The following is a 22,391-nucleotide window of genomic DNA, read 5'->3' as shown; positions in this document are numbered from 1 at the left end:
AAGTAACTTGGACCAGTGTTGATCATTTAGCATTGTTCGAGGCATAGCGAGTGTAAAATTGGGTTTGGCGATTTAATTTTACTATCTCGCTATTTTTTTAATCAACAAATGTCAACAGACCCTAATTTCGCATTTTAAAAATGATTTTTAAGTCTATTCGACGGAGTCTTACATCTAGGGTTTAAATAAAGGAATTAGCCTTCGGCTGGAGGTACTTTTGTTTCGGCAAAAGTACCCAAAACCATTGTCATCCGCAAAACTCGTTCACTAACGTCTACTTATTCAAAGTATCGCAAAAACATTTTTAAATAAATGTAGTCCTGTCTCAAACACTTGCGGATGACCTTACCGCGTATCATTCTTTTATTTGAGGTGACAACTTCTAACGCATAATGAATATCTAGTACATTATTTATGCTTAGATTTTCCCTTAAAATATCAACACATAAAAAAGTCCCAACGCTGGGACTGGATAATTTCTTAGAATATTTTTGTAATTTTAGTCGTTTAGGTCAAAGGAACTACAGCATACGTATCTGCTGAATACCTTATGCCGTAGCGCTAATTTCTCATGGCTATAATCAATTACTGACATAGGCAGGCTAGGTCGGCATTATTATAACGAATAGATTTCATAGTCATATTCAGCACCTCGTGTTTAGAAAGTAAAATCACTATAACCTCCATTTTGTTCACTGTGAAATAACAAGAACCGCGCTACTTTTCATAAATTTTCTTAAAGAACAATCCTGCTTTTCTTATCTCATTTGGCTTTAAATGAAAAAATCATTCAACTTCAGTGCTGCTTTTTATAAATGCTACACTGAATCAACAAATTAAAGCTTGAGCATTGTGCATAAACTCGGCAAATTATGAGCAAATGAGCTGAATAAGATTTTTCAAAATATGGCCAGTCCAGCGCAAACTATTCGCCACAAGCTACTAAATACTTTTTTTTCTCGGCATTCCATTTGGTTTGCTTGTATTTTTATCTTCCTACTCATTTCGAGTTTTCATTTAGGTTATTCCCCTCGTTATATTCAATATTTCATTCCACAAACCTTATTGAATAGTATCTGGGTCATTACTGGGCTTTTGAGTTTATTGGGTTTGTATGACGTCATACAAAACAAACATTCGATCTTAAAAAATTACCCCATCATGGGGCACTTTCGTTTTCTATTTGAAGAATTTCGACCTGAAATTCGCCAATATTTTATTGAATCTGATCAAGATGCTCTGCCCTTTTCTCGTATGCAGCGTAGTTTGGTCTATCAACGTGCAAAAAACCAAAATGCAGATAAACCATTTGGTTCAATTGTTGATGTTTACCAAAATGATTACCGCTTTATTAATCACTCCTTGTCACCTTGCATTCCTGCCATTCCTGAAACATTCCGTATTAACATTGGCAATGAACAATGCAAGCAACCGTATAGCGCATCGATATTAAACATTTCTGCGATGAGCTTTGGTAGTTTAAGTGCCAATGCCATTCGTGCCTTAAACTTAGGCGCAAAAATGGGCAATTTCTACCATGACACCGGTGAAGGCAGTATTAGTCCGTATCACTTGGAAAATGGTGGCGACATTGTCTGGGAACTCGGTAGTGGTTACTTTGGCTGCCGTACGATTGATGGTCAATTCGACCCTGTACGTTTTGCTGAACAAGCCAAGCACCCTCAAGTCAAAATGATTGAGATCAAATTATCTCAAGGTGCAAAACCAGGCCATGGTGGCATTTTACCTAAAGACAAAATTTCCGAAGAGATTGCTCAAATCCGTGGTGTCAGCCGTGAACATGACTGTATCTCGCCATCTAGCCATCCTGCCTTTAGCACCCCTATAGAAATGATGCAATTTATTCAGCAATTGCGCGAACTGTCAGAAGGCAAACCTGTGGGTTTTAAACTGTGTATCGGGCAACCGTGGCAATTTATGAGTATCGTAAAAGCCATGTTACATACGGGGATCACACCTGATTTTATCGTGGTGGATGGTTCTGAAGGTGGGACTGGCGCTGCACCTATAGAACTGATTGATAATATGGGGACACCACTGCGTGAAGGCCTACTCTTTGTCAATAACACCCTGATTGGTGCAGGCTTGCGTTCAAAAATTAAAGTCGGTGCCAGTGGTAAAATTATTAGTGCTTTTGATATTGCCAGTACCATGGCGATTGGCGCAGATTGGGTCAACTCAGCTCGTGGCTTTATGTTTGCAGTCGGGTGTATTCAAGCTCAAAGCTGTCATACCAACCAATGTCCAGTTGGCGTTGCAACGCAGGACAAAGACCGTCAAAAAGCCATCCATGTTCCGACCAAAGCAGAACGTGTTTTTAATTTCCACAAAAATACCTTGCATGGCTTATCTGAACTTATTGCCTCAGCAGGTTTACAACATCCATCAGATATCCGTGCGCACCATCTAGCGCAGCGGATTAATAACCGTGAAATTAAAAACTATGCACAGCTACATTTTTGGTTAAAAGATGGGGAGCTACTCAGCTGTGAAAATAAAGATGAGGAAAACTTCTATTTCCGTATGTGGAATATGGCCCATCTAGAAAAGTTCTAATCCTTACCGCATAAAAAAGAGGCGACTACGCCTCTTTTTTTTCGTCTAGATCAATAACACTGATTCATTTATAAACGTCCTGATTAGTAACTAATGTTACGCAGTAACACCAGAAGCGCAATTTGATTCAAATAAAAGAACGATACGCGGCAACGTCATCCGCAAGTGTTTGAGACAGGACGACATCTAATCAAAAAAGTTTTTGCGATAGTTTGAATAAGTAGATGCTAGTGAACGAGTTTTGTCAGTGAGGTGCATTGCACCGCAAGATGGTTTCCTTGCGAAGCTTTGCTTCTCATTTTGCCTAATGAGAAACAATGTTTCGTAAGAGTACCTCCAGCCGAAGGCTAATCCTTTTATTTAATCTCTAGATGTAAGACTCCGTCGAATAAAATTAAAAATCATTTTAAAAATGCGTAATTACTTTTACGTGCGTAACATCAGTTAGTAATAAGACTTACTATTCGATTGAGCATGCAAGAATGCCGGGATCAAACCTGTTAATGCAGCACGAATATCGGCACGTTCATTAATCAGCTGATGTGAACCTTCTTCAAGCATGAGAAGCGTCTGTAAACGGAATTTACGACGTATAAACTCAATGTTATAACGCCAATCCACCGTCTGATCCTGTGCGCCTTGAGCTAACCACACTGGAATACGACATGCAGGTCGCTCTTCCATTTCCTGCATCCATTTTGACATGGCCAAAATCCAGTCCATCCCCATCATTCGAGGTTGTAGAGGATCTTTTAAACGTACAAAACGTAAAAACTCAGGGTTGTGATTATTCCGTCTAAAATGACGTGGCACTTCACGTTTAATACGACGAATAATGCCTAATCCAACCGAGTTATGCCACCATGCCGTTTTTGCAGGGCGAATCAGCGGAGATAATAATAAAACTCGTTCGACATAAGGGTTTTTGCGATGTTCAGCAAAATCTAACAGATGATGCAGCCAAATCGCACCACCCGTACTCTGCCCAATCCCTAACCACGGTGTCGGTAATTGAGCTGCATGTTTCACATAACGATATACCGCTTCCAAAACTTGTTGGTAATGGTCAAAGTTTTGAATACTGGCTGGCGAGCCATTGCTTAGACCATGCCCCGGTAAATCATAGGTCAAAACACTAAAACCTTGATCTAAGAGCTCACGAATAATCGGCTGATATATTCCACTATGCTCTAAATAACCATGTAATAAAAATACAGTGCCTTTAATGACATCTGTTTCAGCCTTTAGTTTCGGTTGAAACACTTGTACATGTAGTTTGAACAAAGGCATTTCTACATAGCCTTGCCAATGTTCGCAGTTCAAGGCATCTAAGCCGTAGAGTCGTCGATAAGATTGTATTTCGACACTAGGCTCAAACGGCCGATTTAAATTTAGCGGTTCTAATAATTGTGGGGTTAATTCTCGACTTGGAACTGGAAGATCTAATTGTTTAAGAATCGAAGGATTAAGAAATGGGATATCTGACATTATGGGACCTCCCGACAGTCACTTGAGCCAAACCAAACGTCACGTAAGGTAGCTAATAATTCATAATTGGCACGACGACTATGATCATAATTTTTTTCACTTGGTCGCCATGTGGTTAATGTCGTTGGCATAGGTGCAACAACAGGAATGGTTTCAATACCATTTAATGCAAATAAACGCCGTGTTCGAGGCATATGATATTGGTCGGTGATTAAAATAACCGTCGGTGCGCCGCCTTTTTTCTGTAACAATAACGAACTAAAGCGTGAATTTTCGCAAGTATTCATACTCCGGTTTTCAAGCAATTTCGCATCGACATCATATTGCTTTAACCAAGCTTGCATATACGGTGCTTCCACACCACTCAGTACAATCGGTAACTTATGTGCGCGTTCGACATCGAGTGTTTTTTCCAGTCGAAGTCGTGTGTAGTCATTCACCACGATATCTTTATCATTTTTATCTAAAGTTAAGCCACCACCTAACACCACGATCGCATACGGATCTGCGGTTGGCTGCTTCAGGGTTTTATCTTTCATTTTGGCTAGATCAAGATAGGTTTCATCATCGATCGGTTCCGCTTCTGAAGCAGCTTGTTCAATTTCATGAGTTTTTAAGAACTCTGTATATTGCGTCATGAGTCCTTTATTTTCCGCACTATTGAGTTCGAGCAGCTCTTTCATTTTTTGAGCAGGATTTTCCGCCATTGCTTCAGAGGATGCCGCCTCGGATGCAGAAGGATTCAGCAAAGGAACTTTCGGTATGTCCTTTTGATTATCACTTATTTCTTTTTCATGTTCTTCTTCAATGAGCTGCTGTAAAGCCTTATAACGCGCTTGTATAAGGGTCAAGTCTTGAGGCTCATCAGACTGTATGGCTTGCTCCATGAGTTTTAAATACGCTTGGCGCGCGATCCATAAGTCAGAACCCGGCTCATAATTATCATCATCACTCAAAGCACCGAGTTTTTGACTTTGCGCTGCGAGCTGATTGACTTCTACAGGAACGAAATAATTTAAACTTTTAACGATCAATTTAGAATAAAACGGCGTATAGATAAAAATCATCAGACAGCCCAAAAGTACAAATAGCACTGCGGCAATTTGTACTAAGCGAACCATCCAATGTGTTTTATGCATAAATCTAAAACCTATGTTTTTATTAATCTGCGTGAGATCGAATCAAGCCATTTGTATCAAATAATACAGGCTCAGGATGTAGTTCAATATTAAATTTTTCAAAAACATCATGTTGTACAGCTTTGTAAGTTGTACGTACATCTTGCAGCGTGGCGTCCTGATAATTGACCAACACCAAAGCTTGCTTATGGAACATACCCACTGAACCCACAGATTTCCCTTTCCAACCCGCTTGATCAATCAACCAGCCAGCTGCCAGTTTTACCGCATTATTCGGTTGTGGATAATGGGGTAAATTTGGAAATTGCAGCGCAATTTGGTCAAAGGCTTGCTGGCTAATCACAGGATTTTTAAAGAAACTTCCGACATTTGGAAATTCTTTCGGATCTGGAAGTTTGGTTTGACGGATATGAATGACTTGTTGTTGTAGGTTTTCTGCACTTAAGTCTTCGCCTACCGCCTGCTTTAAATCACCATAATTTAATTTTAAATCGGCATGTTTTAAAAGTTTAAAAGTCACATGCGTAATAATAAAACGCTCTGGCTCATCTTTAAAAATACTATGGCGATATGAAAAATGACAATCGGCAGCGCTAATACTACTTTGCTGTTCTGTTACTCGGTCATAGACCTGCACAGATTCAATAAATTCACCCGCCTCAACACCATAAGCTCCAATATTTTGCACAGGTGAAGCACCGACTAAACCGGGTATCAATGCTAAATTTTGTAAGCCATAAAACTGGTGTGCCGTCGTCCATAGCACAAAGTCATGCCACACTTGCCCTGCACCCACTTTTAAAGTCTGTGTATCGGCATCGTCTTGTACATATTCAATCCCTTGAATATCCATATGCATCACTAAAGCATGTATTTGCTCAGGCAACAGCATATTACTGCCTCCTGAAAGTACCAATACATTTAATTGCTCAGCTTTGGCAAAGTCGAGCGCTGCTTGGATATCTTCTACCGATTGAACACGTACATAATGAGATGCTACAGCATCGAGGCTTAATGTATTAAATGGCTTAAGCTGAACCTGTGTTTGAATTTGCATTCTTAAACCTTAATTTTTTTGCTGTGCTTGTAACTGAGTTTTTAAATAATTGACCCAAGCCTGACTGCTAGATTCGCATTGATCTAATACATGTTCAAACCCTGCATCACCACCATAGTACGGATCTGGTACTTCTTGTTGCGGATATTGGTGATCATGTTGACTCATCAAAGACACTTGTGCACGTAGTTGACCGAATTGTTGCTGCGCCTTTTGCATGAGGTTTTGAATATTGTCTAAATTTTCGTAGTCCATGGCCAAAATCAAATCAAATTCAATAAAATCATGAACCGTTAACTGACGTGCGCGTAATGCAGATAAGTTATAGCCTCGTAATTTTGCATGCTGTTGGCTACGAAGATCAGGCGCTTTGCCCGGATGATAATTGCTCGTACCCGCAGAGTCGACGTGAATATTGAGTTGCGCTTCATCACAAAAATGTCTGAGAACCACTTCAGCCGTAGGTGAACGGCAAATATTTCCTAAACAAACACACAACACCTTATATGGCGTGCTGGATGACATAACAACCTCAAGACTACTTTTATTTCAAGCGTCTTATGTTAAGTTATTTACAGGATGAATCCTATATCAACACTCAAGAATAATGTTTATTTGGATATAAAAAATTAGGGATAAGCCAATGAGTCAATTTCAGTTTCAAACCGTCAGCAATATTATTTCAGGCTTAGGCTCTATTTCCCAACTGAGAGAGGTCCTAGGCGACTTTCAAGCCAAACGTGTCATGTTTGTGACCGACCCCGGTATGTTGCAACAACAATTACATTTACCCATTTTGGATATTTTAGAAAGTATCCATCAAGACTATGTAATTTATTCCAGTATTCAAGCTGACCCTGCAGAACATATAGTTTTGGATGCAGTTCAATTTGCCAAGAATGAAAAAGTAGATTTGATTATTGGTTTTGGCGGTGGCAGTTCAATGGATGTGGCTAAAATTATCGCGATCTTGGCTCATCCTAAGCAAACACAACAGATCAGTGATTTATATGGTGTTGCTAATGCAAAACGACCACGCTTACCGCTCATTTTGATCCCGACAACGGCAGGGACCGGCTCTGAAGTCACACCAATCTCTATCGTCACTACAGGTGAAACCACCAAAACTGGTATCGTCTCCCCTGTACTGTATGCCGATGTCTGTATCCTCGATGCGAACTTTACTTTAAATCTTCCCGCACATATTACCGCAGCGACAGGTATCGATGCCATGGTGCATGCCATTGAAGCCTATACGTCAAAAATTAAAAAAAATCCGTATGCGGATATGCTCGCCAAACAAGCTTTGCGTTTATTAAATAAAAACTTAGCAGTGGTTTTACAAGATGGACATAACCTCGAAGCGCGTCAGCACATGCTAGTCGGTTCAATGCTTGCAGGTCAGGCCTTTGCTAATGCACCAGTTGCAGCGGTGCATGCACTCGCCTATCCACTCGGTGGACACTTTCATCTCTCGCATGGTCATACCAATGCACTGGTTCTCGCTGAAGTGTTAAAGTTTAATGCACCTCAGGCCAAGCAGCATTATGCAGAACTTATGAGTTGGCTAGACCCATACAGTACGGGCTGTACCGATGGTTTATGTGATTTATTTATTGATCATATGCAAAATCATTTAGATCAGAGCGGTTTGGTGCTAAAACTCAGCCAACTGAATGTGCCTGAAAATATGCTCGATCGTTTAGCAGAAGACGCATTATTACAAACACGACTATTACAAAATAATCCGCGAGAACTGCAGTTTGAAGATGCACGCCAGATTTACCAATCAATTTATGCCTAAAGTTCACTCATTTTTGAAATAAAGAAAATACCAACGATGAAACCTGAAACTAAACGCCGCCAAAACTATCGATTTTTATTTCCAATCCAAACGCGTTGGGCAGACAACGATATGTATGGCCACGTTAATAATGTCACCTATTACAGCTATTTTGATACCGCTGCAAATGCACTCTTGATTCAACATGCCGGTTTTGATTTGCAAAATACCCCGATCATCGGTTTAGTGGTCGATTCAGCCTGCAGTTTTTTACAAGAACTGTCCTATCCAGAAATCATTGAAGTTGGGGTTGCGATTGAAAAAATTGGTAATTCTTCACTGCGCTATGACTTGGCTATTTTTAAACAAGGACAAAATGAGGCTGCAGCCCAAGGACATTTCGTACATGTGTTTGTCGACCGCCAAACAAGAAAATGCACCTCGATACCCGATGAAATGCGAGATGCTTTAACTCAGTTTTTACTTTAATTTTTATATCCAGCTTAAAACTTATTTGAGCTGGATATTTTGCAACTCACCATCAAAGCTTTTGAGTAAGTCTTTCACAACAGGCTCTGCATGTAATAACTCATTTGCACGTGCAAAGGCCTTTTCCTTGCGGACATGTTGTAAAGCATATGGTGTGGTTTCTTCGACATCTTCAAAGCTGATATGGAAACGACATTTTGACCATTGCGTATGAATCGCTTGTTCCAATACATGCTGTAATTGAGTCACTAAAGCTTCGTACCGCTTTGGAATATGGAAAGTCGATTCACCGTCAATCGTACCGCGCATAATTCCATGCTGCGCCAACTCTTGTACCGCAGGTGAAAGTTGACTATTACGGAACCAATACTCCCACTTTTCGACCGTCCACTCACCTTCTAGGTTTTGAGGCTGTAAAGTCAAAATATCTTGTGGCATCAAAGTAGAAGATGAACCCGTTTGAACAGCATCCGAAGAAACTGAACTTAGCGTAACTTGTGGTGATGCTAGATCAAAACCATTGTGATCTTGAGCCCCCGAAACTGATTCATTCACCTCATGCTGTGGCTCAACTACATCTGTCAAATGTGGCTGAGTCGTTTCAGTCTGTGTACTTGTTGACTCTAAAGCTGTTGATTCTAAAGGTGCAATATCTTCAAAATTTATAGCGCTTACATCAACTTCTTCAGTTTCAGTACTCGGCGTCGGATCTAAATCAAATAATGTATCTTCTGCCACGGCATCCATAACAAGCGTGTCATTTTGCTGTGTCGCTACAGATTCAACAGATGCAACCTCTTGCGTATCTAGAGTGCCATTTGATGTAGATGCTGTAGAAGTTTGGCTAATCACATCCTCTTCAGGATCATCTAAAAAATCATCAGATGAAGGTTCATCGACTGCAGGTGCAGAAACATAGCCATCATCGTCATCATAATGTGAATCATCAAAATCATCGAAAGCTGGCGATGTGTCTACAGCGGGTACAGCTTCAGGCTGCTCAACAGTGGCAACCTGTGCAGCAGACTCAACAACGGTATTGGGTTGCTGCAAAGACTGTGTTTGAGTCGGCTGAACTGTTTCGGCCTGATTTTGAGCAAGCTGTGGCTGTGCGGCTGACTCTTGCTGTACGGCAGAGGCCAACATTTCGTTTGGCTGTAATGGTCGGAATGCTAATAGACGCAGCACACACATCTCAAAACCTTGCTCTTGCGTGACTGCCAACTGCAAGTCTGCCCGACCTTTGCATGCGACTTGATAATACAACTGCAAATCTTGAGCTGAAATCAACTGCGACAATTGCATAATTTTTTGATTGATCTCAGCGCTATATTTCAACGCTAAGTCTGGCAAGTATTGTAATAATGCCAGTTCATGCAAAGTCGAAATCAACTGATCTAATACCAGTGAAACATCCAGTGCTTGTTGACGGAATTGCATGAGTAAAGCACTCACGCGCTCACGCTGATTTTGATGAATGGCTAAAATCAAATCATAAATGATCGTACGGTCAATTAGGCCCAACATGTCTTTAACATCTTGGTGCTGAATTGAACCCTGACCATAGGCAATGGCTTGATCAGTTAGTGACAATGCATCACGCAGTGAACCTTGAGCCGATTCAGCAATTTGCCAAATCGCATCTTGCTCCGCTTGAATTTGTTCTTTTTGTAAAATATCGGTCAGATGCGTGGTGATTTCATCCACGGCTAAAGGACGCAAAGTAAATTGCAAGCAACGTGAAATGACAGTAATCGGTAATTTTTGTGGATCTGTGGTTGCAAATAAGAACTTCACATGCTCTGGCGGTTCTTCGAGAGTCTTTAATAACGCATTAAATGAATGCGTAGAGAGCATATGTACTTCATCGATTAGATAAACCTTGAAGCGACCTTGGGTTGGTGCATAAGGAACGTTGTCGAGAAGTTCTCGGGTATCTTCAACTTTGGTCCGTGATGCCGCATCGATTTCAATTAAATCAATAAAACGACCTTCATTTACTGCTTTACACGTTGGGCAGACTTCACAAGGCGTTGAGGTTACACCTGTTTCACAGTTCAGACATTTTGCCAAAATACGGGCAATGGTGGTTTTACCCACGCCACGAGTACCTGTAAATAAATACGCATGATGTAACCGACCACGTTCTAAGGCACTGGTAAGTGCGCGTGACACATGGTTTTGCCCCACGAGTTCAATGAAATTTCGTGGACGGTATTTTCGTGCAAGTACTTGATACATGTATGCTCCTTTTTACAGGTGTAAGCATACTGTTTTTTTGTCTAAGAGTGAATGAAGTTCTTAGTCAGTGGAACTAATTCGATCAATATCTTCGAATTTAACGACTTTAATATTTGATTTATTTTCTGAATCATTAAACAAGATTACATTACCTTGAAAACTGTCCAGAACATACCATTTATTTACGTCTTTGATTTTCAATGTAGCTACAGGCGACTTCTTTATATCATTTAATTTTAACTGTGCAGAAAAACAGGTAGCAAATATGGCAAGAATGGTTAACACCAAAAATTTAAGTGGTTTATCTCTGCGCACTTCATCATCGGTAAAAATATTGAGAGTTATACCAATTAGAACAGCACCCCATAGCATTGAAGTTTGACCAATAAAGTTATTTACATAGAGCGTAATTAGCCCACTAACACATACAATAATGACAAATATAGCTTGTAGCAGCTTATGCTTTTTTAAAAACTGTTCGATTTTTTCTTTCAGCTCTGCTTCCGTAATATGATTAGAAACTAAAATTTTCTTTTTAGGCTTACTTTTGCAATATTGTTTAAATAAAAATTTATAGAAATCTAATAGAACACCAACTACGGCTATGACTGAACAACTTAAGACTAATACCTTAATAATTTCAAAAATATAAAATGATGGAGATAAAACAGACATTATCCATATAGCATCTAAAGAGTAATAGAAAAATGCATTCGAAATAACAGAAATTGTGAGGGCTGCTATGGATAAAATTCCAAATAACTCCGTAATTGATAATTCTTTTTTTATCATTATTTATAAAAATTAGACTATAAAGTGGTTTTTTATCATGACTGACAAACTACGTAAAGAAAGAACGATTTAATTATAATTAAGTCTCTGCCCGCTTAAGCAAAAAATCACTCTGCATTTGATAGCGTTTCGCCGTCTGGTCTTCCCGAATTTCAAGTAATTGCTGATCCAAATCTACATACAATAGATTGCGCGTTTGCACATTCATAAGTTCTAGCTGCTGCTTTGATTCATTTTTAAAACGAATTACACCTTTTAGCACTTCTACTTCGTTATGACCACTTAGACTTTCACGAGTGAGTGTATAGGTTTGGTCTTCATGTAGCTCTATAGCCACAGCCATGCCAGGACAATCTTCACAACGAGAAAGACAGCCCATACACGGCGTGGTACCTTTAAAATCACCGACCCATGCAGCTTGCTGTTTTTCGGCAGTAATCGCTTCTATCTCTTTTGCTTTCGTTTGAGTTGAATCCTGACAACCCAACATTGCCGACGTTGCGACTAAGGGAATCAAAACAACTTTTTTCATAGGGATATCACAACAGTCTAAAACTGCGTGGGAAAATAGCATATTTTTCACATTTCCCCAATTCCTGTTCTATCCGGAAGTATCTTAAAGCCAGCCCTTACGTCCTTTAAGTGCTTTGTCTGCACAGCGTAGCGTTTCTTGAGTTAAGCCCCATAAGCGATAATCGCCAGTGATTGAACCCGTCGCAAAGTTATGTGTATAAGCAAAACTTAAATCACGCTGCGGATCGCACCAGGCCCCAGAACCATTAAAACCAATATGTCCAAAACCTTGACTCGATTTGCCTAAAGTCAAAATTCGATGATATCCCAAACGCCAATTCATCGGTAAAGGCATAATACGATCACGTTTTTTATATTGAATTTCACTTAAAGAATCAAAAACTTGTGTTGTGATTAAGGTCTGTCCTTGCCACTGGCCATGATTGGCTAGCATTGCATAGATTTTCGCTAAACTATTGGCACTAAATACGCCTGTTGCCGCAGGAATAATGGCTTGTAAACCCTCATCACTAAAAAATGAAAACTTGCGCATTCCTTTAGGAATCATACCATCTTGAAAGTCTTGCAAATTTTGTCCAGAAAGTTGCAGAAGCTGATCAAAGATTGACGCTTTTCGTGTCTCTGTCTTTTTTTTCGTTGTCTGCGCTTGGGTATTTTCTTGTGCAGATGTATCTACAGCACGTTCTTCTTTTTTCTTTTTCGGGATCAAGCGTGCAACCTTACCAAGTTGATGCTCTGGTACGCCAAAAAATGCATGATCCAATGCCAAAGGCTCAACCAAATAGTGTTGCATTAGTTCAGCAAGCGGTCGACCAGTGGCCTTTTCAAGTACACCACCTACTTGCCAACCGAAGGTTAACGGTTGATATGCCGCATCAGTTGTCGGCTCAAAACGTGGCTTAGCTTGTTCGATGACTTTAAGCATATGTGGCCAATCAGCCATTTCAGATGCTGTTTCAATGATATTACGGATATCGTATAAACCACTTTGATGACTCAGCATGTGCCTTAATGTGATATCCGACTTACCATTTTGAGCAAACTCCGGCCAATATACGGCAACGGGAGTATCGTAATCTAGAAAGCCTTCGCTCACTAAGATATGTGCAAGCGTTGCAAGTACGCCTTTACCCGTGGAATAACAGACTGAGGGTGTATTGGCCTGCCAAGCTTCTTCGGCTGACCTTTTACCAGTCCAAATATCTACGACTTTTTGACCTTTAAAATACACCACTAAGGCGGCTCCGCCTAAGTGGGTTCGAGCATCCTGCATCCGGCTAAATTGCGCCGCCAAATCTTGAAACGCCTCGTCAACCGTACCTTGATAATTATTCTTCTGTGCAAATAGATATTCTTTGAGCGCCTGCATCATCATTCCTTTGAATATGAATCGCTTGAGATTAAAACAAAAAAGCCTAAATCGATATCGATTTAGGCTTAAGTCTTAAAGTGCCTTCACACTTCCCGCGACATGCGGTTTTTTGTTCTTACTATTTCGAATGGCAAACTCTGTATCTTTACCCGTTTGTGCAGTAAGGAACTCAACTTGAGAAGGCAAATACATCGGTAATTTAAACCATACATCTGCTTCATAGGCATCTGGCAAAGTTAAGCTCGACAAGGCTTTAGCTTTACTCCACATACCATGTGCAATAGCTTGTTTAAAACCAAACGCTTTTGCTGTTACAGCATGAATATGAATTAAGTTAAAGTCACCAGAAGTCAACGCATAACGGCGACCGGTATTTTCAGAAACATTCCATTCAGCTTGAACTTGCAACTCTGCTGGCTTTGTTTCGGTAGATTTTGCCGCAGCTTTGTTCTCTGTTTTTTGACGTGCTAAATACGTGGTTAATGATTCTACAACCACTTCATCGCCCACTTTTGCAGTGGTAATAAAGTCAAATTGCACGCCTTTATCATGTGGCTGTAATTCACCAAATTTGCATGACAATGACAGTGTTTCATTCACACCGACTTTGCGATATTGCTTCACTTGGTTACGAATATGTACCAAACCTAAGATCGCAAAAGGAAAAGCTTCCGTGGTCATCATATGCATTTGCAAACTTTGAGAAAGCACAGCCAAATAAATCGCTGGGATATAACCATTGTTTTTAAAGCCACACACTTCGTTATAGGCTTTTAAATGCTTTTGATCAACCTTAAATGAATCCACCACATATTCAACTTGCGGCAGCACTTTTTCAGCTTTAGACTTTTTAAAAATCAAGCCTTGAATCACTTTTGGATAGGCTAAATAAGGTTTTGGAAGTTGACTAAAATGGCGAGTATTCATACTAAACCTTTGGAAGTTTTTATTTCAATGTTTTAAAAGCCTATTCTCTTGCGCCATATATGGCTCGAGGAGAAGGCTAGAATGAGGGTTAGCCCCATTCCATTTATAGCAAATTTTTACCTCTCCCTAGCCCTCTCCTTTAAAGAGAGGGAGTTTTAAGAGGAATGTATTAAGCCCCTAACAAGCTTTGACCACACACACGTACCACGTTACCGTTCAAGCCTGTCGATGCCGTTGAAGCAAACATCGCAATCGTTTCAGCAACGTCTACAGGTAAACCACCTTGACTCATCGAGTTCATACGACGACCTGCTTCACGGATTGCAAATGGAATCGCAGCAGTCATTTGCGTTTCAATGAAGCCTGGAGCAACAGCATTAATGGTTACGCCATTTTTCAATAATGGAGCAGTAAATTTAACCACACCAACAACACCTGCTTTAGAAGCAGCATAATTGGTTTGACCTAAGTTACCTGCGATACCTGAAATAGAAGATACGCACACAATACGACCATTTGCATTGAAGCCATCATTTTCAAGAAGGTAATCATTTACACGCTCAATCGCAGACAAGTTAATGTTAATCACCAAGTCCCAAAGCTCAGGTTTCATATTGGCCAAAGTTTTGTCACGGGTAATCCCTGCATTGTGCACGATGATATCCAAACCACCTTGAGCAGCTGCAGCCGCTTTGATTTTTTCACCGGCATCGTTTGCAGTAATATCAATCGCGAGCGTAGAACCGCCAATTTCACCTGCAACACGGTCAAGGTCTGCTTGCTGCTGTGGAACGTCTAAACAAATCACATGCGCGCCATCACGTGACAATACATGTGCGATTGCTTCACCAATACCACGGCTTGCACCTGTTACAACAGCTGTTTTGCCTGCAAGCGGCTTATTCCAATCAACATCCACAACATCTGCTTTAGATACACGAATCACCTGACCCGATACATAAGCTGAACGTGGTGAAATTACAAAACGTAATGCAGATTCTAAGTTTGCTTCAGCACCTTCGTCCACATAGACTAACTGTGCAGCAATCCCTTTCTTAAACTCTTTACCGACTGATTTTACAAAACCTTCTAATGCACGTTGTGCAATGGCTTGTTTCACAGTTTTCGCAGTTTCTGGTGTTGTACCAACAACGACAACGCGACCAGACGCCTGAATTTGACGTGCAATTGGATTAAAGAATGCATAAAGCGCATGAAGTTGTTCTGAATTTTGAATACCTGAAGCATCAAACACCACAACTTTAAACTTAGACTCTTTATCGCCTTCGTTGAATGCGCTTAAGTTTAGACCTGATTTTGCCGCAGCTTGTTGTAATTCAGCATTATTGCCTGCATAGCTATTGGCATGAATATTTGCCAAGACTTGTGCAATAGCACCAGATAATGTTGAAGCAGGCGCTGCACCGAATAAAACCGCACCTTTAACTACAGGTGTTGCAGACTCAAAACGCTCTAAAAAAGTCGGTGATGGTAAACCTAAATTTTTGATGACAAATTTACCAATAGGAGATTTTGCAAATGTTTGGTATTGATCAGTCATGTTTATTATCTCTCATACAGATTAATTTTTGATGGATCTGAAGATATCCCTTTAACTTCAAGATGATGTCAGATACTTATATTTCAATAGTTCCATCAGTTTCCATGGAATCATACTTGAGTTAAACCGCAGATGGCTTGACCTGAATGCTTTAGCGAATGTCATTTTAGTCAATTTACCCCTTTGGTGAATATGCTAATGTAGCCATCAAGAAGATCATCAACATGCTTGGAAAAGCCTTATGAGCAAAACAACTCAAGAAAATCCAGCAGTCGAAATTCCGACTACGGAAACTGTGTCAAATACATCAAAGAGTACGCCACGTACCGCTAAAAGTACGGGCACAGCAACCAAGTCTACAAGTGATGCCGCTAAAATAAGCCGTCCTCGTCGTGCATCTACACGTACTAAGACACCCGCTTCAAACCCTAAAACAGCTTCAAAATCAACAACTCAAACGTCTGTTCAACAGGATAATATCATGAGTCAAAACACAGTTCGCCGCGTTGCTATTATCGGTGGTAATCGTATTCCTTTCGCTCGTTCTAACGGCGCTTACTTCACTGCATCAAACAGCGATATGTTCACCGCTGCATTAAATGGTCTTGTTGAACGTTTCAACCTTCAAGGTCAACGCCTTGGTGAAGTTGTTGCTGGCGCAGTGTTAAAACATAGTCGTGACTTTAACATGACCCGTGAGTGTGTACTCAATACTGAACTTGCTCCTGAAACACCTGCTTACGATATTCAACAAGCATGTGGTACAGGTTTACAAGCTGCTTTCTTGGTTGCTAATAAAATTGCTTTGGGTCAAATCGAAGTGGGTGTTGCTGGCGGTGTAGATACAACCTCTGATGCACCGATCGCTTTTGGTGATGGTTTACGTAAAGCTTTACTTGAATTGAACATTGCTAAAACGGGTAAAGACCGCCTAAAAGCATTAACTAAAATTAATGTTAAAGATTTGATGGATGCACCGAAGAACGGTGAACCACGTACAGGTCTTTCTATGGGTGACCATCAAGCAATTACGACACTTGAATGGGGTATCTCTCGTGAAGCGCAAGATGAACTTGCGGCATCTTCACATCAAAAAATGGCAGCTGCATATGAAGAAGGTTTCTTCGATGACCTGATTACGCCATTCCTAGGTTTAGAACGTGACAACAACTTACGTGCAGACTCATCAGTAGAAAAACTTGCGAAGTTAAAACCAGCGTTTGGTAAAGGCGATGCGCGTACGATGACTGCGGGTAACTCGACTCCACTAACTGATGGTGCATCATGTGTCCTTCTCGCGTCAGAAGAATGGGCAAAAGCAAACGGTCACGAAGTTCTTGCTTATTTAACTTTCCAAGAAACAGCGGCGGTTGACTTTGTAGAGAAAAAAGAAGGCTTATTGATGGCGCCAGCGTATGCAGTACCTCGTATGCTAGAACGTGCAGGTATTACGCTACAAGATTTCGATTACTATGAAATTCATGAAGCGTTTGCATCTCAAGTATTGTCTACACTGAAAGCTTGGGAAGATCCTAAATTCTGTAAAGAACGTTTAGGCTTAGATGCACCATTGGGTTCAATTGATCGTTCTAAATTGAACGTGAAAGGTTCATCTCTTGCTGCAGGCCACCCATTTGCTGCAACTGGTGGTCGTATTATTGCAACTGCTGCAAAACTATTGAACCAAAAAGGTTCAGGCCGTGTACTCGTATCAATTTGTGCTGCGGGTGGTCAAGGCGTAACAGCGATTATTGAAAAATAATCCTTTATGCTTTAAAGCAAAAAACCGCTCTTATGAGCGGTTTTTTATTTCAGAGATTTCATAATTTTTAGAAACGATAACCGACACCTAAATAAGTAATGATGGGATCAATATCGATCTTTGTCGTTGCATGAATTAACTGTTCACCGGTCGTTTGGTTAATCACATCGATCTTGGTCTTATTATTTAACTTTGCATAAGACACTGAAGCTGCTGTAAACCAATTTGGGGTGAAGTCATAGGTAAAACCGAGTGTGACAATTGGAGCAATCGCATCATCCGCATCGACATCGACCACCATTTTACCTGATGATTCTTTACCGTCTAATGCAGCACCTGCAAGATTATCCTTAATATTTTGAATCATATGCCCTGCAGCAATTAAGTCAGATTCAATACCTTTATTGAGTTCAATATCATTAAAATACGCATACATAATCCCTGCACCTACATAAGGTCTGAATTTATTCACGCCCGATTTTCCAAATTGATACTGAGCTTGAAATGCTGGCGTCCAAGCACGCGCTGTTGCTGCTTTACCATAAGCATCCAGATTGGTAATTGGTACATCATAATCCAAAGGTAAACCGTCCGGAAACAGCAAACCAGCAAGACCTCCCGGCATTGCATTGCCAGATAAAGGTGCCGTAATCATCCCTTTCCCTTGAATATCCACTTTGGGAGGAATACCGCCAATCATCTGTAAGGATACGTTGTCATTGATATAATAATTGACCATCAAACCTAAAGTATCAACATCCTCTGCTTCTAGACCAGTGCCTCCTGCTGACCAATTTTCCAATCCATATAATGTCGATGTCCCTGCAATATCTGGTTTGATATTGCCTTTGCCATCTGTCATGAGTCCATTAATAAAACTATCTTCTAATAATGTTCCTAAAGTCTCCTTTAAATTTACTGTGTTATCACCGTCTTGAATCGTTGCATTTGGGTCAATTGCTTGTAAAAAACCCTCTTCACTAATGCTTCCAACTTTGGCCTGTGTCCCATTTGCCACAGAAGTATTAATGTTAAAAGGATTCGCCTTTCCTTGCGGCATCACGTGTAACCAACCTGCAGATACAGAAAAGCGCTTAAAGTTACCATCTGCAAATGTAAATTGTGTAAGCCCAAGTAAAACAACAGGTGTGACAATTTTTATCAATTTCATATGCTAACTCCTTGTTTTGCATATTTTTTTAATTAATTTATAAAAACATTCTTTGTTCTTATATTTAAAAGTTATGTAATTATTCTAACTTTTTATAGTTAGTTTATGTTTTTATATATTATTATTTGTTAAATATTGCACTATTTTGATGCAAAAAAGGCCTGTATTTATCAGTACAGGCCAATGTGATTTTCTTATTGAAATTTAACGATATTGTGGTTGGTAACCTAGGTACGCTTCGATCTGGTCATAGCACCATTGGAAAATAAATGTGTAGACTAAAATGCACATGGTCATACTAAAATCGAGCAAAATCGCCTGCCATAAGGTCATATGCATGGCATAAGCCACCATTGGGATGGTTGCAAGCATTAAGCCGCCTTCAAATCCAATCGCATGTAAAACACGTACACCAAAGGTTCTTTTTAACTTTCTTTTTGCTTCAAATTTTTCAAAATAATGATTAAAAATCATGTTCCAAATCACAGAAGTCACCGCCATCGCAATACCTAGCGTACCTGTCACCTCCATCGGAACTTTAAAAATAAAACTTAACGCAATAGCAATGATCACCAATAGGATGATCTCATAGCTTAGCGCATGAATAATCCTTCTCTTGGAAATCGTCATTTTGAAACACTCTATCATTTGTAAAAAACTTATTTTATTTTTATATTATTGATTAATCGAGTCAGATTCTTTCAATATTATTGAAAGGTTGTATTCCTTTATTCTTCTGTATGCACATGAATATTAATCAAGAACAACTGATGATTTTTAAAACAGTCATGGAAACAGGATCATTTTCCGCAGCTGCCAGACAACTCGGCAAAGTGCCTTCAGCAGTCAGCATGTCCATTGCCAATTTCGAAATTGATCTCAACCTTAAACTGTTTGAGCGCGTTGGTCGTGAACCTGTGCCCACCGCTCAAGCGCTTAACCTGTATGAAAAAACTGAACAATTATTGATAGAAATCAATCAGTGGAAACAGCATGCGATTGCGCTGAGTCATGGTTTAGAGTCTTCACTGAATATCGTAGTGGTATCAGAACTGCTTCATACACAGTGGACCGACTATATCTCTTTGCTAGAAACTCATTTTCCATCTTTGCAAATCAATATTTTTTCTGCGCCTCAAGAAGATGCCCAAAAGATGCTATTACAAGGTCAAGCGCAGCTTGCTCTAATGTTTGAACGTGAACAGCTTGAGAGCTATGAACAATTTGTCGAATTGAAGCGTGAAGCATTGGTTCCTGTTGCTGCGACAAAACATGCCCTGTCGAAATTTAAGCAAGTCAGTTTTGAGCAAATTTTGCAAAGTCGACAAATCGTGGTCGCGAGTCGTGATAAAAGCATCAAACCAGAATTGTTATTTTCCAAACACAGTTGGCGTACAGATAACCACCACTCTGCCTGTTCGATGATTATTCAAGGGCTGGGTTGGGGTGTGCTTCCATTAGAGATGTTTAATGAAAATCCGACGCTCAAAGATCAACTTAAAATCTTAAGCTTTCAAGATTTCACACCCAAATTTGAATATTTCGTCGACTTGGTCTGGAACCGTGAAAAACCACTCGGCTCGGCTGCTCATTTTTTGATTAATCACATCCGAAATTCACGAAAAACTACGATTTAGCCCGCCTAATTGGGCGGTTTTTGGTTGGGTTCTAAACAGATTGTGTTATAAAAGTATGTACACCAAGAACATTAAGAACTAGATTTCAAATGACTCAAAATGCGTTAAACCAATTAAAAAGCCTAACAACGATTGTTGCTGACAGCAGTGATTTAGCTGCGATTAATACATTCCGTCCATTGGATGCGACCACAAATCCATCTTTAATTACAGCAGCGGCAAATCAACCTGAAAATAAAGAACTGATTGAAAGTGCTTTTGAACAAGCGCGTAAAGAAGGTTATCAAAATGATGAGCTGGTTGAGCGCACCATCGATATTCTTACGGTCAAATTTGGTGTAGAAATTTTAAAATTGATCGAAGGACGTGTCTCTACAGAAGTCGATGCAGCCTTGTCCTATGATACTGATGCCACCATTGCAAAAGCTAAAGAGTTATTGGCTTTATATGCACAGTATGGTATCGATCAAAACCGTATCTTAATTAAAATTGCCTCAACGTGGGAAGGCATTCAAGCCGCTAAAGCCCTTGAAGCTGAAGGCATTCACTGTAATCTGACGCTTTTGTTTGGTTTGCATCAAGCTCAAGCCTGTGCAGATGCTCAAGTCACGCTGATTTCGCCATTTGTTGGTCGTATTTTAGATTGGTACAAAAAAGCTGAAAATGTGGATAGCTACCCGATTGAGAAAGATCCGGGGGTATTATCAGTGAAGCAGATTTACCACTACTACAAACAACATGACATCAAAACTGAAATTATGGGTGCTAGCTTCCGTAGTATTGATCAAGTGCTTGGCTTAGCAGGTTGTGATTTATTGACAGTTTCACCAAATTTATTGGCAGAACTGGAAAAAGATCAGCGTACCGTTGAAGTGCAACTGTCTAATCATCATGCACATGCACACTGTCAACACGATGTACAAGTGCTCGACAAGCAAACTTTCAAAGCTGAAGTTGAAAAAGACTTAATGTCTTTCCAACTATTACAAGGCGGTATTGATGGTTTTATTAAAGCCCGTGAGCAATTAAGTAGCTTACTGCGTCAAACTTTTGGCTTAGATGCTGAAATAAAAGCATAAATTAGAAATTTTCAGTTTCATCTAGAACCGAAGTTGTATACTACAGCTTCGGTTTTTTATTTGAGTGTCTTCAGTGTTTGGAATCACAGACTTAACGACCTTTATTATTGGTACGATATTAATTGTGATTTTACCCGGGCCAAATTCACTTTATGTCATGTCTGTTGCTTCTCGCTATGGCATTAAGGTCGGCTATTTAGGCGCTTTTGGCGTTTATACTGGCGATTTGATCTTAATCTTACTCACCGCTCTCGGTGCTGCATCCTTACTTCACGCCTTCCCTTGGTTATTCTTATTATTAAAAATTGTCGGTGCGCTGTATTTAAGTTATTTAGGTATCAAACTTTTCAAGGCTGCCTACCAAACATGGAATGCCGTTCAAACGCCAGAACAACTCGACACTAAACAATTGAGTTTGAGCGAACTGAAACCGTTTAAGACCGCATTAACCATCAGTATTTTAAACCCTAAAGCCATTCTTTTTTACTTATCGTTCTTTGTACAATTCGTCGATCCTGCATATCCATATCCTGCGATTACTTTCACCGCACTCGCGATCGTGCTGCAAATTATCAGTATGAGCTATTTAACGATTTTGATCTTTTCGGGTGCAAAACTGGCCACCTATTTTAGCCATCGTTATAAATTTACGGCATGCTGTGTAGCAGCGGTTGGCCTTCTATTTTGTGGATTTGGTCTAAAGCTTGCGACATCTACCATGTAAACGATATGTATACAGTACAAAGCTCAAAGTTTTAACTCCGGATAATCTACGATGCCTT

General features: G+C 40.1%; 19 protein-coding genes. 7 read left to right on the top strand and 12 right to left on the bottom strand.

The window, feature by feature from the left end:
• Positions 1-906 precede the first annotated feature (906 nt).
• The gene (locus tag FTU64_RS13955; RefSeq protein ID WP_078188593.1) at positions 907-2,577 is read left to right on the top strand and encodes an FMN-binding glutamate synthase family protein; all 1,671 of its coding nucleotides are present in this window, start codon (positions 907-909) and stop codon (positions 2,575-2,577) included.
• 444 nt (positions 2,578-3,021) lie between these two features.
• Here the strand turns inward: FTU64_RS13955 and FTU64_RS13950 are convergent, their stop codons facing one another.
• The 4 genes from FTU64_RS13950 to FTU64_RS13935 are packed head-to-tail and all read right to left on the bottom strand — an operon-like array spanning position 3,022 to position 6,786.
• Complete coding sequence (locus tag FTU64_RS13950) at positions 3,022-4,065, bottom strand: alpha/beta hydrolase (RefSeq protein ID WP_168377747.1); 1,044 nt, start codon at positions 4,063-4,065, stop codon at positions 3,022-3,024.
• Positions 4,065-5,204 (bottom strand): YdcF family protein, encoded by a 1,140-nt coding sequence (locus FTU64_RS13945; protein WP_180055184.1) that lies wholly within the window; start codon positions 5,202-5,204, stop codon positions 4,065-4,067. Before FTU64_RS13945 ends, FTU64_RS13950 begins: the two co-directional genes overlap by 1 nt.
• A gap of 22 nt (positions 5,205-5,226) precedes the next feature.
• The gene (murB, locus tag FTU64_RS13940) at positions 5,227-6,261 is read right to left on the bottom strand and encodes a UDP-N-acetylmuramate dehydrogenase (RefSeq protein WP_180055182.1); all 1,035 of its coding nucleotides are present in this window, start codon (positions 6,259-6,261) and stop codon (positions 5,227-5,229) included.
• A gap of 9 nt (positions 6,262-6,270) precedes the next feature.
• A complete protein-coding gene (locus FTU64_RS13935; protein ID WP_111884272.1) occupies positions 6,271-6,786 on the bottom strand; it encodes a low molecular weight protein-tyrosine-phosphatase in 516 nt (171 codons plus the stop codon).
• A gap of 118 nt (positions 6,787-6,904) precedes the next feature.
• Here FTU64_RS13935 and FTU64_RS13930 point away from each other — a divergent pair, with 118 nt between their 5' ends.
• Together FTU64_RS13930 and FTU64_RS13925 are read left to right on the top strand one after the other, a co-directional pair.
• Positions 6,905-8,065, top strand: coding sequence for an iron-containing alcohol dehydrogenase (locus FTU64_RS13930; protein WP_180055180.1), 1,161 nt, complete (start codon positions 6,905-6,907; stop codon positions 8,063-8,065).
• Positions 8,066-8,101: 36 nt separating this feature from the next.
• The gene (locus tag FTU64_RS13925; RefSeq protein WP_180060086.1) at positions 8,102-8,533 is read left to right on the top strand and encodes a thioesterase family protein; all 432 of its coding nucleotides are present in this window, start codon (positions 8,102-8,104) and stop codon (positions 8,531-8,533) included.
• Between the two features lie 21 nt (positions 8,534-8,554).
• Here FTU64_RS13925 and dnaX read toward each other — a convergent pair whose 3' ends face one another.
• From dnaX to FTU64_RS13895, 6 genes are all read right to left on the bottom strand, one after another.
• Entirely contained in the window at positions 8,555-10,774 is a 2,220-nt protein-coding gene (gene dnaX, locus FTU64_RS13920; RefSeq protein WP_180060084.1) for a DNA polymerase III subunit gamma/tau, read from the bottom strand.
• A 60-nt stretch (positions 10,775-10,834) separates the two neighbouring features.
• The gene (locus tag FTU64_RS13915) at positions 10,835-11,566 is read right to left on the bottom strand and encodes a hypothetical protein (RefSeq protein ID WP_180010374.1); all 732 of its coding nucleotides are present in this window, start codon (positions 11,564-11,566) and stop codon (positions 10,835-10,837) included.
• A gap of 79 nt (positions 11,567-11,645) precedes the next feature.
• Positions 11,646-12,098 carry a copper resistance protein NlpE N-terminal domain-containing protein gene (locus FTU64_RS13910; protein WP_180060082.1) on the bottom strand — a complete coding sequence of 151 codons (453 nt, stop codon included), beginning with the start codon at positions 12,096-12,098 and terminating at the stop codon, positions 11,646-11,648.
• Positions 12,099-12,182: 84 nt separating this feature from the next.
• Entirely contained in the window at positions 12,183-13,469 is a 1,287-nt protein-coding gene (locus FTU64_RS13905; protein ID WP_180060080.1) for a serine hydrolase, read from the bottom strand.
• Positions 13,470-13,544: 75 nt separating this feature from the next.
• On the bottom strand, positions 13,545-14,399 hold the full coding sequence (locus tag FTU64_RS13900) for a MaoC/PaaZ C-terminal domain-containing protein (protein ID WP_180060078.1): 855 nt from the start codon (positions 14,397-14,399) through the stop codon (positions 13,545-13,547).
• A 169-nt stretch (positions 14,400-14,568) separates the two neighbouring features.
• Positions 14,569-15,960, bottom strand: a complete 1,392-nt coding sequence (locus FTU64_RS13895; protein ID WP_180055166.1) for a 3-oxoacyl-ACP reductase — start codon at positions 15,958-15,960, stop codon at positions 14,569-14,571.
• Positions 15,961-16,201: 241 nt separating this feature from the next.
• Between FTU64_RS13895 and FTU64_RS13890 the strand changes: the two genes are divergently transcribed.
• On the top strand, positions 16,202-17,722 hold the full coding sequence (locus tag FTU64_RS13890) for an acetyl-CoA C-acetyltransferase (RefSeq protein WP_180060077.1): 1,521 nt from the start codon (positions 16,202-16,204) through the stop codon (positions 17,720-17,722).
• A 67-nt stretch (positions 17,723-17,789) separates the two neighbouring features.
• On the opposite strand, the gene FTU64_RS13885 is transcribed toward FTU64_RS13890, so the two are convergent.
• Together FTU64_RS13885 and aceI are read right to left on the bottom strand one after the other, a co-directional pair.
• Positions 17,790-18,893: an OmpW family protein gene (locus FTU64_RS13885; RefSeq protein ID WP_180007892.1), complete on the bottom strand. Its 1,104-nt coding sequence runs from the start codon at positions 18,891-18,893 to the stop codon at positions 17,790-17,792.
• Positions 18,894-19,097: 204 nt separating this feature from the next.
• On the bottom strand, positions 19,098-19,523 hold the full coding sequence (gene aceI / locus FTU64_RS13880) for a chlorhexidine efflux PACE transporter AceI (RefSeq protein WP_078191799.1): 426 nt from the start codon (positions 19,521-19,523) through the stop codon (positions 19,098-19,100).
• Positions 19,524-19,639: 116 nt separating this feature from the next.
• On the opposite strand from aceI, the gene FTU64_RS13875 reads away from it, so the two are divergent.
• The 3 genes from FTU64_RS13875 to leuE all read left to right on the top strand — a co-directional run bounded on the left by FTU64_RS13875 (position 19,640) and on the right by leuE (position 22,333).
• On the top strand, positions 19,640-20,530 hold the full coding sequence (locus FTU64_RS13875) for a LysR family transcriptional regulator (protein WP_111884264.1): 891 nt from the start codon (positions 19,640-19,642) through the stop codon (positions 20,528-20,530).
• An 89-nt stretch (positions 20,531-20,619) separates the two neighbouring features.
• Positions 20,620-21,609 carry a transaldolase gene (gene tal, locus FTU64_RS13870; protein WP_078191801.1) on the top strand — a complete coding sequence of 330 codons (990 nt, stop codon included), beginning with the start codon at positions 20,620-20,622 and terminating at the stop codon, positions 21,607-21,609.
• A gap of 73 nt (positions 21,610-21,682) precedes the next feature.
• The gene (leuE, locus tag FTU64_RS13865) at positions 21,683-22,333 is read left to right on the top strand and encodes a leucine efflux protein LeuE (protein WP_180060075.1); all 651 of its coding nucleotides are present in this window, start codon (positions 21,683-21,685) and stop codon (positions 22,331-22,333) included.
• Positions 22,334-22,391 lie beyond the last annotated feature (58 nt).

Source organism: Acinetobacter sp. YH12128 (genome assembly GCF_013418655.1).
Lineage (GTDB): Bacteria > Pseudomonadota > Gammaproteobacteria > Pseudomonadales > Moraxellaceae > Acinetobacter > Acinetobacter amyesii.
Note: the sequence above shows the minus strand (reverse complement) of the source record. Positions and strands in the feature narration are given on the sequence as shown.